This is a genomic window from Stenotrophomonas sp. SPM, from assembly GCF_003105135.1.
GTDB lineage: Bacteria > Pseudomonadota > Gammaproteobacteria > Xanthomonadales > Xanthomonadaceae > Stenotrophomonas.
On the sequence record NZ_QETL01000009.1, the window covers coordinates 49111 to 62937 of the forward strand.

Annotated in this window: 17 protein-coding genes, 1 tRNA gene and 1 riboswitch; of the genes, 11 read left to right on the forward strand and 7 right to left on the reverse strand. The window is 67.2% G+C overall.

Features of this window, described 5'->3' with window-relative positions; genetic code table 11:
- Positions 1 to 2: 2 nt before the first annotated feature.
- Positions 3 to 395 carry a fluoride efflux transporter CrcB gene (gene crcB, locus DCO49_RS04195; RefSeq protein WP_116862948.1) on the reverse strand — a complete coding sequence of 131 codons (393 nt, stop codon included), beginning with the start codon at positions 393 to 395 and terminating at the stop codon, positions 3 to 5.
- 82 nt (positions 396 to 477) lie between these two features.
- A riboswitch (Fluoride riboswitch) is annotated at positions 478 to 541 on the reverse strand.
- A gap of 37 nt (positions 542 to 578) precedes the next feature.
- Positions 579 to 986 carry a helix-turn-helix domain-containing protein gene (locus DCO49_RS04200; protein ID WP_116862949.1) on the reverse strand — a complete coding sequence of 136 codons (408 nt, stop codon included), beginning with the start codon at positions 984 to 986 and terminating at the stop codon, positions 579 to 581.
- A gap of 111 nt (positions 987 to 1097) precedes the next feature.
- Here DCO49_RS04200 and DCO49_RS04205 point away from each other — a divergent pair, with 111 nt between their 5' ends.
- Both DCO49_RS04205 and DCO49_RS04210 read left to right on the forward strand, forming a co-directional pair.
- Positions 1098 to 1307, forward strand: a complete 210-nt coding sequence (locus DCO49_RS04205) for a hypothetical protein (protein WP_116862950.1) — start codon at positions 1098 to 1100, stop codon at positions 1305 to 1307.
- 340 nt (positions 1308 to 1647) lie between these two features.
- Positions 1648 to 1887 carry a hypothetical protein gene (locus DCO49_RS04210; protein ID WP_116862951.1) on the forward strand — a complete coding sequence of 80 codons (240 nt, stop codon included), beginning with the start codon at positions 1648 to 1650 and terminating at the stop codon, positions 1885 to 1887.
- 1 nt (position 1888) lies between these two features.
- Here the strand turns inward: DCO49_RS04210 and DCO49_RS04215 are convergent, their stop codons facing one another.
- The gene (locus DCO49_RS04215) at positions 1889 to 2938 is read right to left on the reverse strand and encodes a 4Fe-4S dicluster domain-containing protein (protein ID WP_116862952.1); all 1050 of its coding nucleotides are present in this window, start codon (positions 2936 to 2938) and stop codon (positions 1889 to 1891) included.
- Positions 2935 to 3222: a hypothetical protein gene (locus tag DCO49_RS04220; RefSeq protein ID WP_116862953.1), complete on the reverse strand. Its 288-nt coding sequence runs from the start codon at positions 3220 to 3222 to the stop codon at positions 2935 to 2937. The genes DCO49_RS04215 and DCO49_RS04220 overlap by 4 nt, the downstream gene beginning before the upstream one ends.
- A gap of 181 nt (positions 3223 to 3403) precedes the next feature.
- On the opposite strand from DCO49_RS04220, the gene DCO49_RS04225 reads away from it, so the two are divergent.
- Positions 3404 to 3844 (forward strand): group III truncated hemoglobin, encoded by a 441-nt coding sequence (locus tag DCO49_RS04225; RefSeq protein WP_116862954.1) that lies wholly within the window; start codon positions 3404 to 3406, stop codon positions 3842 to 3844.
- Between the two features lie 44 nt (positions 3845 to 3888).
- Positions 3889 to 5298, forward strand: coding sequence for an oxygen-independent coproporphyrinogen III oxidase (gene hemN, locus DCO49_RS04230; RefSeq protein ID WP_116862967.1), 1410 nt, complete (start codon positions 3889 to 3891; stop codon positions 5296 to 5298).
- Positions 5299 to 5311: 13 nt separating this feature from the next.
- On the opposite strand, the gene DCO49_RS04235 is transcribed toward hemN, so the two are convergent.
- Positions 5312 to 5398 (reverse strand) — tRNA-Leu (locus tag DCO49_RS04235).
- Positions 5399 to 5513: 115 nt separating this feature from the next.
- Between DCO49_RS04235 and DCO49_RS04240 the strand changes: the two genes are divergently transcribed.
- From DCO49_RS04240 to DCO49_RS04260, 5 genes are all read left to right on the forward strand, one after another.
- Positions 5514 to 6542 (forward strand): TraB/GumN family protein, encoded by a 1029-nt coding sequence (locus tag DCO49_RS04240; RefSeq protein WP_116862955.1) that lies wholly within the window; start codon positions 5514 to 5516, stop codon positions 6540 to 6542.
- Between the two features lie 66 nt (positions 6543 to 6608).
- A complete protein-coding gene (locus DCO49_RS04245) occupies positions 6609 to 7055 on the forward strand; it encodes a BLUF domain-containing protein (RefSeq protein WP_116862956.1) in 447 nt (148 codons plus the stop codon).
- Between the two features lie 109 nt (positions 7056 to 7164).
- Positions 7165 to 8451, forward strand: a complete 1287-nt coding sequence (locus tag DCO49_RS04250; protein ID WP_116862957.1) for a nucleotide sugar dehydrogenase — start codon at positions 7165 to 7167, stop codon at positions 8449 to 8451.
- Positions 8452 to 8494: 43 nt separating this feature from the next.
- Complete coding sequence (locus DCO49_RS04255; protein ID WP_116862958.1) at positions 8495 to 10117, forward strand: FMN-binding glutamate synthase family protein; 1623 nt, start codon at positions 8495 to 8497, stop codon at positions 10115 to 10117.
- A gap of 84 nt (positions 10118 to 10201) precedes the next feature.
- Positions 10202 to 10663 (forward strand): GNAT family N-acetyltransferase, encoded by a 462-nt coding sequence (locus tag DCO49_RS04260; protein WP_116862959.1) that lies wholly within the window; start codon positions 10202 to 10204, stop codon positions 10661 to 10663.
- A gap of 110 nt (positions 10664 to 10773) precedes the next feature.
- Here the strand turns inward: DCO49_RS04260 and DCO49_RS04265 are convergent, their stop codons facing one another.
- Positions 10774 to 12021, reverse strand: a complete 1248-nt coding sequence (locus tag DCO49_RS04265; RefSeq protein ID WP_116862960.1) for a TIGR03862 family flavoprotein — start codon at positions 12019 to 12021, stop codon at positions 10774 to 10776.
- Positions 12008 to 12442 (reverse strand): FKBP-type peptidyl-prolyl cis-trans isomerase, encoded by a 435-nt coding sequence (locus DCO49_RS04270; protein WP_108768449.1) that lies wholly within the window; start codon positions 12440 to 12442, stop codon positions 12008 to 12010. Before DCO49_RS04270 ends, DCO49_RS04265 begins: the two co-directional genes overlap by 14 nt.
- A gap of 70 nt (positions 12443 to 12512) precedes the next feature.
- On the opposite strand from DCO49_RS04270, the gene DCO49_RS04275 reads away from it, so the two are divergent.
- Together DCO49_RS04275 and DCO49_RS04280 are read left to right on the forward strand one after the other, a co-directional pair.
- Positions 12513 to 12878 carry a DUF6164 family protein gene (locus DCO49_RS04275; protein WP_108768450.1) on the forward strand — a complete coding sequence of 122 codons (366 nt, stop codon included), beginning with the start codon at positions 12513 to 12515 and terminating at the stop codon, positions 12876 to 12878.
- 112 nt (positions 12879 to 12990) lie between these two features.
- Positions 12991 to 13758: a sulfurtransferase gene (locus DCO49_RS04280; protein ID WP_116862961.1), complete on the forward strand. Its 768-nt coding sequence runs from the start codon at positions 12991 to 12993 to the stop codon at positions 13756 to 13758.
- Positions 13759 to 13827: the final 69 nt, after the last annotated feature.

Here is a 13827-nt window from a genome sequence, read left to right on the forward strand (position 1 = left end):
GCTCAGCCCAGTGCGAGCCGGGCCAGCTTCATGCCGCCAAACAGGCCGGCCAGGCCAAGTGCGACCGAGCCGCCGGCATACAATGCCGCCAGCCCATGCTGGCCGCGCTGCAGCAGCAGGCCGATTTCCAGCGAATAGGTGGAGAAGGTGGTGTAGCCGCCGAGGATGCCGGTGGTCAGCAGCAGCCGCAGTTGCGGCGAGGCGCCATTACGCAGGGCGAAGGCCTCCACCACCACGCCCATCAACAGTGCGCCGCTGATGTTGATGAGGAAGGTCGACCAGGGCCACGGGCTGCCCACGGCGACGCGCGCGCCGAGCAGGTTGCAGGCATGGCGCAGGCACGCGCCTGCGCCGCCTCCCAGGAAGACCAGGACATAGTTGTTCAATGCTTGCATCGCTTGCCTCGAGTGCTGGTTCGCAGGATCGACGGCGTACGCAATGGCGGGCACGGCCTGCCATCGACGAACGCCGGGTTCGTCAACAACAGGAGCCATCAGCCATCTCAGGCGGTTATCGGGGGAGCCCCATCCCCATCAACGCCCATGCTACCAGCGCGACGCGGCGCTGGGCAGGATCTGTCAGGGCAGGGCGGTGGCCACCACGCGGGCGACCTTGCTGCGGCTGATGCCTTCGCGCAGCAGGTCGTTGGCCATCAATCCCAGCGATGCCTGCCGGCGGAGGCCGACATCAAGCCCGCGTCGGTCCAGGATGTTGGCCACCAGTTCATAGGCGGTTTCCCAGACATCCAGGTAGGCCTCGCTGGGCAGGTACATGTAGGCCGTGCCGCGCTCGCCCACTGCGCCATCGACCGGGCCGAACAGCAGTTCGCGCGGGTCCATCTTCACCGCATCGGCGATTCGGAAGAGTTGTTCGGCTTTTACGTGGTCGGCTTTGACGTTGTCGTTGAGCCAGTTGCTGATGGTGGCCGTAGTGCTGTCGGAGGCGCGGGCAAGGTCGGCCGGACGTGGGTGCCCGGCGTCTTTCATTGCGGCGGCGAGTCGTTGTCCAAGAGTATTCATCTATGCAAGCCAGCTTAACGCGTGGATTCAAAAGAATCCTTGCCACCAGAATAAGTCTGATGACGAAAGAGATCGAAAATGGACGAAATCTGGTGCAAGCGTCAGGTGCGCATCCGGCTGGGCCTGGAGACCGACGCCGAGCTGGCCAGGCTCTTTGGAATCAGCCGATCCGCTGTCTCGCAATGGCCTTGCGACTTTCCGATCCCGCCGCTGCGGCGCTACATGCTGCAGCAGCGCTATCCCGGTCTGTTTCCTGCCGAAAAGAGCGATCAGGTGAAAACCATCTAAGTAACGACAGAAATTGTCGCTGTCAGCGTGCTTATTCCGATTTGTTAAGCACGCTTATCGCCATAGTTGAATTCGATTGAAACAGGCGCGGCAGGGGCGAGGTGGAATGCGTATCTGGCGAGGATGTCGGCTTTGGCGCGACGGCGGGGCAGGGTAGTCCGATCGCTCAGATCATGAATGATTAATAATTTCAATCACGAAAGTCGCGCCATGTCATTGACCTGTCGTGAAAATTATGACTAATTGGCATCAGCCGGTTGTGAAGACCGGGAGTCATTCAGTATCACGCACGTCGATCGGTTGACCTTGAACGATGCAGGACAAGTCCAACGGAGGTCGTATGGAATACGGCATGCATGGCTTGGCTGAACGGGTACGCCGCGAACTGGAAGCCAGTTATCACAAACACGGATGCGGTCCGGCATTCTGGGATACCTACCAGCAGGTGCTTGATCGTCTGGTTCCGCAGGGAACCGAGCGTACCGAAGTGACCAACGATCTGGCGCTGATCATCGAGCAGCTCGGCATCGTCCGCCGTGCCCAGCTGGTGCCGCCGGACGGCAGCAGCCGCCCGCGTTGAGTCAGCACAGGCGCCAAGCGCCGCACGCCAGCAGGGCGGCCAGCAGGGATGCCAGCATGGTGGTGCGTGTGCGCCACCGGCGTGGCGCCTGCCCGGCCATCACCTGCGGGCTGCAGTAGCGCACCAGTCCGGGGCCGAAGCCGGCGCGGTGCTGCTGCTGCGCGCACGCTTCCAGGCAGGCACCGCAGGCCAGGCAATCGGCCTGGGGCCCATGGCGGATGTCCAGCTGCATCGGACAGGCCGTCACGCAGGCCGCGCAGTCGGTGCAATCCCCCAGCCGGTCCGCACTGAAGGTGGGCATCGGCCCCGCCAGCAGCGGATGCGCGGCACGGAACACGTAGTCCTGCGCAGTGACCGGGTCGAGCAGGCCACGGCCGCGCGCCTGCACGCCGCCCAGTGCGGCGGGTCGTGCGCCACGGGGTTCGCCGCGGGGAGCGTCGTACAGCATGCGCGGGGTATGCGGATCGGTAAGCAGCGGCTGCAGGCGCGCGAACGGGCACAGCGAGCGGCATACCTGTTCGCGCAGGAAGCCGGCATTGCCGTAGGTGGCCCCGGCATAGAACAGCACCCAGAACACTTTCCACCCGCTCCAGCCGCTTGCGGCGGGCAGGCCGAGCAGGCCGTGGATCGGGCTGAACAGGCCGACGAAGGTGATGCCGGTGCACAGCGAGAGCAGCACCCAGCACAGTCGGGTCGAGACCGTGGCCGCGCGCGGGGGCAGCCTTTGCGCCAGCACGCGGGCGATGCCGTCAAAGGCGCGCATCCACAGCGTCTGCGGACAGGCGTGGCCGCACCAGACCCGGCCGGCCAGGTGGGTCAGCAGGGCCAGGCCCACGGCAAGCACCGCCAGCAGGCCCAGCAGCATGCCGAGGTCATCTGGCCATAGCGTCCAGCCGAACAGATCGAAGCGGCGTGCCGCGAGGTCGAGCAGGAGCGCCTGGCGTCCATCCCAGCGCAGCCAGGGCAGCACGTAGAACAACGCCAGCAGCGTGGCACTGAGGGCGCCACGCCAGCGCCAGGGGCGTGGCAGGGAGGGCGCGGCGCAGCTCATCCCAGTGGCAGCTCATCGTCGTCGCCGTCGTCGATCGGGCGCAGCAGGTAGCCGGTCACCGCACTGGACAGCGCAGTGACTGCCCAGAACATGAAGAAGCCTGCGGTGTAGCCCAGCTCACGGCTGATCGCGCTGCCCGGGAAACTGATCGCCTGCAGCCGCAGGGGATCGACGAAGGCGAAGAACACCACGCAGGCCAGGCCGGCGGCGATGAAACTGGGCCAGAGGACTGCGCCCCAGTGCTGGATCAGCCGCTGGCGGCGGCCGGAAGACGATGTGTTCATGCTGTCCCAGGGCTGAGGAAGAGGGCGGCGCGTATACTTCGCGGTGGTCGGCGCAGCATCCGCAGGGCATGCGTCGTGCAAGCGCGTCAGCCTAGGCGGGCCTGTCCGCGCCGACATTGATCTGGATCAACAGCGGCCGCCGCCGCCTTCGGCACACTGCCGATCCGTACTGGGTAACCCGATGAACGCACCATCCCCGACCGAACTTCCCGTCGCCTCGCTGGCGCTGTGCAGCGAAGAGGAAGTGACCCGCCTGGTCCACGATTTCTATGCGCGGGTGCGCGAGGAAGAGCGGCTGGGGCCGGTGTTCAACGGGCACGTCCATGAGTGGCCCTCGCACCTGGCCCAGCTGGTCGATTTCTGGTCGGCCATGCTGCGCGGTACCCGCCGCTTCAGTGGTTCGCCGATGTCCAAGCACATGGCCATCGACCTGGACAAGGATCTGTTCGACCGCTGGCTGGTGCTGTTCCACAGGACCACCGCCGAGTGCGGCAACCCGCCGATGCAGGCGCTGGCCGACGACGTGGCCAAGCGCATCGCTGAAACCTTCTGGCGCCGCTACCAGATGCTGCGCTGGCCGCAGGTGGGCCTGCCGGTGCTGGGCGTCTGCGGCCAGGATTGATCCAGGTCAAGGCGGGGGCGCCGCGCCGGCGCGATGCTGGCGCCATGGACACGTTCTCTCCCGCTGCTGGTGGCCTGGCCTGGACCTTCGACCCTGATCTGCTGCGCCGGCATGACCGGCCGGGGCCGCGCTACACCTCCTATCCGACCGCGCCGCATTTCCACGATGGCTTCGACGCGCCGGCCCTGCGCCAGGCGATCGCCGACAGCAACCAGACGGCGCGCGCGCTGTCGCTGTACGTGCACGTGCCGTTCTGCTCCAGCCCGTGCTTCTATTGCGGCTGCAACCGGGTAATCACCCGCGATCGTGGCCGTGGCCACAGCTACGTTGCGCGGGTGCTGGCCGAGGCCGACCTGCTGGCACCGCAGTTCGATGACGGGCGCGAAGTGATCCAGCTGCACCTTGGCGGCGGCACGCCCAATTTCCTCGATGCCGAGGCCATGACCACGCTGGTGGAAGGGCTGCGTCGGCGTTTCGATTTCAGTGACTCGTCAAAGCGCGATTTCTCCATCGAGCTGGATCCGCGCTTCATCGATGCCGGTGACGTCGCGATGCTGGCACGCCTGGGCTTCAATCGCGCCAGCCTCGGCGTGCAGGACTTCGACCCGCAGGTGCAGGAGTCGATCAACCGCGTGCAGGGTGTGCGGCAGACGCTGGACATCCTGAGGGCCTGCCGTGACAGCGGCATGCGCTCGGTCAACGTCGACCTGATCTACGGCCTGCCCGGGCAGAGCCTGGAAGGCTTCGGACGCACCCTGGAGCTGGTGCTGGCGCTGCGCCCGGATCGCCTGGCGGTGTATGGCTACGCGCATCTGCCGCACCTGTTCCGCGCACAACGGCAGATCGACGAGAGTCGGCTGCCCTCGCCGGAAGACAAGCTGGCCCTGCTTGGGCTGGCAGTCGAACGTCTTTCCGCGGCGGGCTACCAGTACATCGGCATGGACCACTTCGCGCTGCCCGAGGAGGACCTGTCGCGCGCGCAGCGCGCCGGTCAGCTGCACCGTAATTTCATGGGCTACACCACCCACGCCGACACCGATCTGCTTGGCCTGGGGGTCAGTGCCATCAGTCACGTGGGCGCCACCTACAGCCAGAACCCGCGCGATCTGCCGTCATGGGAAGCGGCAGTTGACCAGGGCCAGCTGCCGGTCTGGCGCGGGGTCGCGCTCAGCGAGGACGACCAGCTGCGCGCCGAGCTGATCCAGCAGCTGATGTGCCAGGGCGAGGTGGATGGCCATGCGTTGGCCCAGCGCCATGGGGTGCGCTTCGAGGAGTACTTCGCGCAGGATCTGCAGGCCGTGCAGCGGCTGCAGCGCGATGGCCTGGCCGAGTACAGCGATGGGGTGGTACGCGCCAGTGAGCCGGGGCGGCCGCTGCTGCGGTTGCTGGCGATGTGCTTTGATCCTTATCTGCGCGTTGCGCAGGAGCAGCCGCGGTACTCGCGGGCGATCTGAGGCGTGTTGCGCGTGGTGCCCGGAGCCGGAATCGAACCGGCATGGGGTTGCCCCCGGCGGATTTTAAGTCCGATGCGTCTACCAGTTTCGCCATCCGGGCCTGCAGCGCGCGCCGATTGTAACGGAATCATCGCCGCTGTCGGCGGATAACGTGGCCTTTACGCAGCCGGCTGCGGCGCTGGTTACAGTCCGCCCATTCTCCCGGGAATGGCGACATGCACGCACGTGGCAGGCAGTGGATGCAGTGTGGGCTGGTGCTGGCCATGTGGCTGGCCGCAGGGCCCGTCTTGGCGCAGCCGGCACCACCGCCTGCGGGATCGGACACGGTGGTCGATCTGGACACCGTGCAGGTCACCGGTGAACAGCCGGGTCCCGGCCTGTGGAAAGTGACCGGCCCGCAGGGCCATGTGCTGTGGATCCTCGGCACGGTATCGCCGCTGCCAGCGCGCGTGGAATGGCGGTCGGATGACGTCGAACGCACCATCGCCGGTGTCGATCACGTACTGGGCGATCCGGGCTTTGGATTGCACGCGAAGATCGGCTTCTTCAAGGGGCTTACCCTGCTGCCGCTGGCGAAGAAGACCGCGCGTGATCCGCAGGGGCGCACGCTGGACCAGCTGCTGCCCGCACCCACCTATGTGCGCTGGTTGGGCCTGAAGCAGACCTACCTCGGCAACGATCGCAGCGTGGAAAAGGAGCGTCCGCTGGTAGCCTCCGGCCGGCTGTACCGGGCCTTCCTCAAGCGCAATGGCCTGCGCGACAGCAAGCAGGTCAAGGACGCACTGAAGCGCGTCTACAAGGCGCACGACCTGCAGCCGGAAGACGTGCAGGTGAAGCTGAAGATCGACGACATCCGTGGCGCGCTGAAGGAGCTGCAGGCGTCGGAAGTGGATGACCGCGCGTGCTTCGAACGTACTCTCGACACGGTTGAGTTCCAGGCGCCGATGCTGCGCGAGCGCGCCAATGCCTGGGCGCTGGGCGATGTCACCGCGTTGAAGCGCCTGTCCTCCTCGACGATGGCGCAGAGCTGCAGGGAAATGCTGCAGGACTCGGAGTTCGTGCGCCGCCGTGGCTGGAGCAACCTGCCGCAGCAGGTACGCGCACGCTGGTTGCAGGCGGCCGATGCTGCGCTGGCCAAACATGCCGGCACGTTTGCAACGGTGCCGGTCAGCCAGCTGCTGGGCGAAGGCTATCTGGAAGAACTGACGCAGCGCGGCTACGTGATCGAGGCGCCGCCGGAATAGCCAGCGCTTGAAGTCCCCGTGCTTCCTGTCATATTTCCCCGTATCAGGGGTAGGGGAGTGGTGGAGATGGCGTTGCATGCGTTTGCCTATGTCAGTACGGCCAAGGAAGGGCTGGACGTGCCCGATCTCGATGCGCTGCTGGCCGACGCGACCACCTTCAACCGCATGGCCGGCGTCACCGGCGTACTGATGTTCGATGGCACCTGCTTCCTGCAGTACATCGAAGGGCCGCGCGATGGCGTGGCATCGGTGCATGCGCGCATCCTCAATGCGCGCCGTCACGGCAGCGTCGCCGAGCTGGCTGCGGGGGCCCTGCAGTGGCGCTGGTTCCCGCGCTGGACCATGGCCAACCGCATGATCGATGCGGCCACGCTGGACGGCATCGTGGCCGCGCCGTGGCAGGGTTTCGACAACGGGTCGCCGTCGTGCAGCCACGGTTTTGAGTTGCTGCTGGAGGCCTGGACCGGAGGCCATGGCGAACTGGAACCGGCCGCGGTCTGCCTTGGCTCCTGAGCCCGGCGTGGCCTGTCGTCGCCGGGGCGGTTAACCTTGTGGGCATGCTTGCCTTCACCGCGGAAACCCGGATGACCCAGACCCTGTCGCTGCCCACGGGGCATCGCCCATGAGCGCGCCCATCAGCGCCGCGCAGCAACCGCTGCCGGCCGTGATCGGGTTGGGCTACGTCGGCCTGCCGCTGGCCGTGGCGTTCGGTCGTCATGTCCCCACGCTGGGTTACGACATCGACGCGGCACGCATCGCCGAGCTGGGCAGCGGCCAGGACCACACGCTGGAGATGGAGCCGGAGGAACTTGCCGCGGCCGTGCAGCTGCGCTACAGCAGTGACCCTGCGCAGCTGGACGCCTGCAACGTCTACATCGTCACCGTGCCCACGCCGATCGATGCGTACGAGCAGCCGGACCTGGAGCCGCTGCGCTCGGCCACGCGGCTGGTGGCCAGCCATCTGCGCGCCGGCGATCTGGTCATCTACGAGTCCACGGTCTACCCGGGTACCACTGAGGAAGTCTGCGTGCCGCTGCTGGAAGAGGGCTCGGGACTGCGCTTCAACGAGGATTTCTACTGCGGCTACAGCCCCGAACGGGTCAGCCCGGGGGATCGCCAGCGGCGCCTGGCAGACATCCGCAAGATCACCTCCGGTTCGACCCCGGCGGTCGCGTCGATGGTCGACGGCCTTTACCAGCGCATCATCGCCGCCGGTACCTTCCCGGCACCGTCGATGCGTGTGGCCGAAGCAGCCAAGGTGGTGGAGAACATCCAGCGCGACGTCAACATCGCCCTGGTCAACGAGCTGGCGCTGATCTTCGACCGCCTCGGCATCGACACCCAGGATGTGCTGGACGCTGCGGGCAGCAAGTGGAATTTCCTGCCGTTCCGGCCCGGCCTGGTCGGCGGCCACTGCATCGGCGTGGATCCCTATTACCTGCTGCACAAATCCGAGAGCGTGGGCTTCCACCCGGACCTGATCCACACCGCGCGGCAGGTCAACAACCGTGTCGGCGAACACGTCGCCACCCGCGTGCTGGCGATGCTGGCCGAGCGCGGTCGTGCGGCAGCGCAGTCGCGCATCCTGGTGCTGGGCGTGACCTTCAAGGAGGACTGCCCCGACCTGCGCAACAGCCGCGCGCTGGAACTGGCCCAGCGCCTGCAGTCGGCCGGCGCACAGGTGCAGGTGAGCGACCCGTGGGTGGGGCCGGCGGCCCTCGCTGATGCCAACGTGCACTGGGTGGCCGAGCCGCAGGCCGGGCAGTACGACGCGGTGGTGCTGGCGGTGGCCCATGCCAGCTTCAAGGCGCTGGATGAAGATGGAATCCGCTTGCTGCTGGCGCCGGGTGGGCTGGTCTACGACGTGAAGTCTGCCTGGCCGCGCAACGTGGTCGACGACCGCCTGTAGACACGCGCACGTTAGACTGGGGCGGTTGCAATCGAGGAACGCCATGCACCGGTATATCGTCTACCTGCTCGCCATCCTGCTGTTTCCCCTGTGCCTGTGGTTGGCCACGATCTGGCCGGCCTGGTACTGGGGTGTCGGTCTGACCGCCGCGATGGTGGCACTGGGCACCTGGGACCTGCTGCAGAAGCGCAGCACCCTGCGCCGCAACTATCCGGTGATGGCGCACTTCCGCTACGGGCTGGAGTCCATCGGCCCGGAAATCCGCCAGTACTTCGTGCAGAGCGACCTGGAAGACGTGCCGTTCTCGCGCCAGCAGCGTGCGCTGATCTACCAGCGCGCCAAGAACGAGATGGACACGGTGCCCTTCGGTACCCTGCGCAGTACCTACGCGGTGGACTACGAGTGGATCAACCACTCGCTGGCACCGACCACCATCGCCGCGCATGATTTCCGCGTGCTGATCGGTCCCACCTGCGCCAAGCCCTATTCGGCCAGCGTGTTCAACATCTCGGCGATGAGCTTCGGCTCGCTGTCGGCCAACGCGATCCGCGCACTGAACGACGGCGCGCGTCGCGGCGGTTTCTACCACGACACCGGCGAAGGCTCGATTTCGCCGTATCACCGCGAGATGGGCGGTGATCTGGTCTGGGAAATCGGCTCGGGCTACTTCGGCTGCCGCGACGAGAAGGGCGGTTTCAGCGAGGAACGCTTCATCGCCAATGCCACCCACGATCAGGTCAAGATGATCGAGATCAAGCTGTCGCAGGGTGCCAAGCCGGGACACGGTGGCGTGCTTCCGGCGCCGAAGGTGACTGCCGAGATCTCTGCCACCCGCGGCGTGCCAATGGGCGTGGACTGCGTGTCACCGTCGCGCCATTCGGCGTTCTCCACGCCGGTGGAACTGCTGCAGTTCGTCGCCCGCCTGCGTGAGCTGTCCGGTGGCAAGCCGGTGGGCTTCAAGCTGGCCATCGGCCACCCGTGGGAATGGTTCGGCATTGCCAAGGCCATGCAGGAAACCGGCCTGCTGCCCGATTTCATCGTGGTCGATGGTGCCGAAGGTGGGACCGGCGCGGCGCCGGCCGAGTTCGTCGACCACGTCGGCGTGCCGATGCACGAGGCGCTGCTGCTGGTGCACAACACCCTGGTCGGCCTGGACCTGCGCGAGCGCATCCGCATCGGTGCGGCCGGCAAGATCACCAGTGCCTTCGAGATCGCGCGCACCATCGCACTCGGCGCGGACTGGTGCAATGCCGGCCGCGGTTTCATGTTCGCGCTCGGCTGCATCCAGTCGCTGAGCTGCCATACCGACAAGTGCCCGACCGGCATCGCCACCCAGAACCCGGCGCGCTGGAAGCATCTGGATGCGCCGGACAAGGCCACGCGCGTGCACAGCTACCACGAGCACACCCTGCATGCGCTGAAGGAACTGCTGTGCGCGGCCGGTCTCAATGACCCGGCCGAGCTGGGGCCCGAGCACATCCTGCGTCGTGTTTCGCCGGTCGAGATCCGTTCGTTGTCCTCGCTGTACCGCTACCTCGAACCGGGCGAGCTGCTGCACAAGGTGCCGGACCACGCGGTGTTCCACTCGTTCTGGGCCGAAGCGCGCAGCGATTCGTTCCAGCCGCCGCCGCGCATCCAGGCGCTGCGCGCGAGCAAATCGCGGTAACGGTTGTGTAGAGTCGAGCCATGCTCGACTGCCTTTCGATCTACAAAAGCAGTCGAGCATGGCTTGAATCTACATGGAGGGATCATGCAGTTCAGGACCGGCACGACCGATGACGTGGCCACGCTGTGGGCGCTGCGCACGCGCTGCGTGCGCGAAACCTGCAGCAGTCATTACCCGCCCGAGGTGATCGCGCCATGGTCGGCCTCGCCGCCACCGGCACAGTACCAACGCCTGCTCGCTCAGGGCGGTTGTGTGGTGGCCGAGGACGGGCGGGGCGCCCTGCTGGGCTTTGGTGTGTTCGATGCCGTCGGCAACGAGGTCGATGCGCTGTTCGTCGATCCGGACAAGGGCGGGCAGGGCATCGGCCAGGCGCTGATGCAGCGCCTGCTGGCACTGGCCGATCCGGCGCGTGACGTGGTGCTGTCGGCCTCGCTCAACGCCGTGCCGTTCTATCAACGGCAGGGCTTCATCGCCGGGGCCGAGGAAGCCTATCCGCACCCCAGTGGCGTGGCCCTGGCCTCGGTGCGCATGCACCGCGCCGTGTAGAGCCGAGCCCATGCTCGGCTGCATTTGCCACACGAGCAGAACAGTCGAGCATGGCTCGACTCTACAGAAGCGGAGCAGCCGAGCATGGGCTCGGCTCTACAACACCCCGGTCAGCGTCCCACCAGCCACGCGATGACACCCTCGGCCGCCCGCAACCCGCTCGCATAGCACGCGGTCAGCAGGTAGCCGCCGGTCGGCGCTTCCCAGTCCAGCATCTCGCCGGCGCAGAACACACCGGGCAGGGCGCGCACCATCAGGCCGTCATCCAGCGCCTGCAGGCGCACGCCACCGGCGGTGCTGATCACTTCGGCCATCGGCCGCGGGCGCTGCAGGCGCAGCGGCAGGCGCTTGAGCGTCGCGACCACGGCGCTCAGGTCGTTGCCGGCGTCCTTGCCCAGGATCTCGAATACCAGCGCGGTCTTCACCGCATCCAGTCCTGCCTGGCGGCGCAGGTGTTCGCCGAAGCTGCGGCCCTTGCGCGGGCGCGACAGATCGGCGAGCAGGCGCGCTTCGTCGCGGCCCGGCACAAGATCCAGCCACAGGGTGGCGGGGCCATCGCGGTTGATGGTTTCGCGCAGGTCGGCGGCCAGCGCGTAGATCAGGCTGCCTTCGATGCCGTACTCGCTGGCCACGCATTCGCCCTGCAGCGTGTGCGGCTGGCCCTGCAGGTCGATCCAGTGCGCGACCACCGGCTTCAGCGGTGCGCCGGCATTGCGCTGTGCGAAGAACGGGGTCCAGTCCACGTCGAAGCCGCAATTGGCTGATTGCAGCGGAGCGATGTCCACGCCGCGCGCCTGCAGTGGCGCGACCCAGGCGCCATCGCTGCCCAGCTGCGGCCAGCTGCCGCCGCCCAGCGCCAGCAGGGTTGCATCCGCCTGCACTTCGATCGGGCCGTCTTCGGTGCTGAAGCACAGCGCGCCTTCCTCGGTCCATCCAGTCCAGCGATGGTTGGCATGCAGGCGCACGCCCTGTTCCTTCAGCCGGCGCACCCACCCACGCAGCAGCGGCGCGGCCTTGCGGTCGACCGGGAACACGCGGCCGGAGCTGCCCACATAGGTCTCCACGCCGAGGCCGGCGGCCCAGTCGCGCAGCGCCTGGGCGTCGAAGCCATCCAGCCACTGGCCGACGGCATCGGCCTGTTCGCGGTAGCGGCTGTCGAACAGCGGGCGCGGGTCGGAGTGGGTCAGGTTGAGCCCACCCTTGCCGGCGATCAGGAATTTGCGGCCGGGCGAACCCTTGGCCTCGTACAGGTCCACGTCCAGGCCGGCCGCGCGCAGGCGCTCGGCGGCGAACAGGCCGGCCGGACCGCCGCCGATAACGACGACCCGGCGCGGTGCAGCGGCATTACGGTTTGACATCGAGCAGCTCGACATCGAACACCAGCGAGGAACCGGCCGGGATCGGGCCGATGCCGCGGTCGCCATAGCCATAGGCCGGCGGAATCATCAGGGTGCGCTTGCCGCCCACCTTCATGCCGGCGACGCCCTCATCCCAGCCGCGGATGACCTGGCCGGCGCCGAGCGTAAAGGTGAAGGGTTCGCCGCGGCCGACCGAGCTGTCGAAGGTCTTGCCATGCTTGCTTTCGGTGCGCTGGTCGTAGATCCACCCGGTGTAGTGCACGGAGACTTTCTGGCCCGGGACGGCTTCGGCGCCGGTGCCGACCTGGGTGTCGATGCGCTCGAAGGTGGTCAGGGTGCCACCCGGGGGCGGACCGGCGGGTTCGCGGGCACAGCCGGCGGCGACAAGGGACAGCAGCAGGGGTAGCAGCAGGCGGCGCATCGGGCGTCTCCGGGATGGGTGGTGTCGGGGGCGGCAAGGGTAGCGCATCGGTGCCGGGTATCATGGTCGCATGGCCAAACTCCTGCTCAATCTCCGCAACGTCGGTGACGACGAATACGCCGACGTCTGCACGCTGCTGGACCAGCACGGCATCGCCTGGTACCGCACCGAACCCAGCCCGTGGGGCATTTCCAACGGCGGCCTGTGGCTGAGCGAGGATGCCGACCAGCCGCGGGCGAAGGCGCTGATGGCCGAGTACCAGGCGGCGCGCGGGGTGCGTGTGCGTGCCGAGCGCGAGCAGGCGCTGCGCGAGGGCACGGCCGAGACGTTCGGCAGTCTGCTGCGGCGGAGGCCGGTGTTCGTGGTGCTGGTGCTGCTGGGCATGGTGGTGGCGGCGGCGCTGGTGCTGCTGCCGTTCGTGTTGTTGCGGGGCTAAGCCGCCGCGGTAGTGCCGGCCGCTGGCCGGCAAGGGGTCGGATCCCTCCGCTGGGCGGAGGGCTCTGACCCCTGAATCTGCCTGTGCGGTCGCGAGGCGCTAAAATGGCGGGATGATCGCCAATACCGCCGCCTACCACTTCGCCGTCATTGACGCCCCCCAGGTCCTGTGCGACCAGCTGCTGGCGCGTGCCGAGGCCACGGAACTGCGTGGAACCATCCTGGTGGCGGGCGAGGGCCTGAACCTGTTCCTGGCCGGCGCGCCGGAGGCGATCAAGGACTTCTATGCCGCCCTGCATGCCGATGCACGTTTTGCCGACATGCGGGTCAAGACCAGCTTCAGCGAGCACCCGCCGTTCGCGCGCCTGAAGGCCAAGGTCAAGGACGAGATCATCAGCTTCCGCCGCGATGACGGCCAGCCGCTGGAATACCCGCGTGCGCCGGCGGTGGACCCGGCCACCGTGCAGCGCTGGCTGCGCGAGGGCCACGACGATGCCGGCAAGCCGGTGGTGATGCTCGATACGCGTAATCTGCAGGAAGTGGAGTACGGCACGTTCAAGGACGCGCTGGTGCTGCCCATCCACAAGTTCACCGACCTGCCCGAGGCCCTGGCGCCGCACCGCGAGGCGCTGAAGGAGAGCACCGTGGTCAGCTTCTGCACCGGTGGCATCCGCTGCGAGAAGGCGGCGCTGTGGATGGTCAATGAGGGCATGGACAACGTGCTGCAGCTCGACGGCGGCATCCTCGGTTACTTCGAGGAAGTGGGCGGCGAGGGTTACGAAGGCCGCTGTTTCGTGTTCGATGAGCGCGTGGCGCTGGATGCGGCGCTGCAGCCGATGGTCGACGAACCGCTGGCCGAGCCGCGCCCCAGCGCGTTCTGACCACGCGACTCCGTAGAGCCGAGCCCACGCTCGGCTGCCTTTCGCTGCCCAACGGCAGCCGAGCATGGG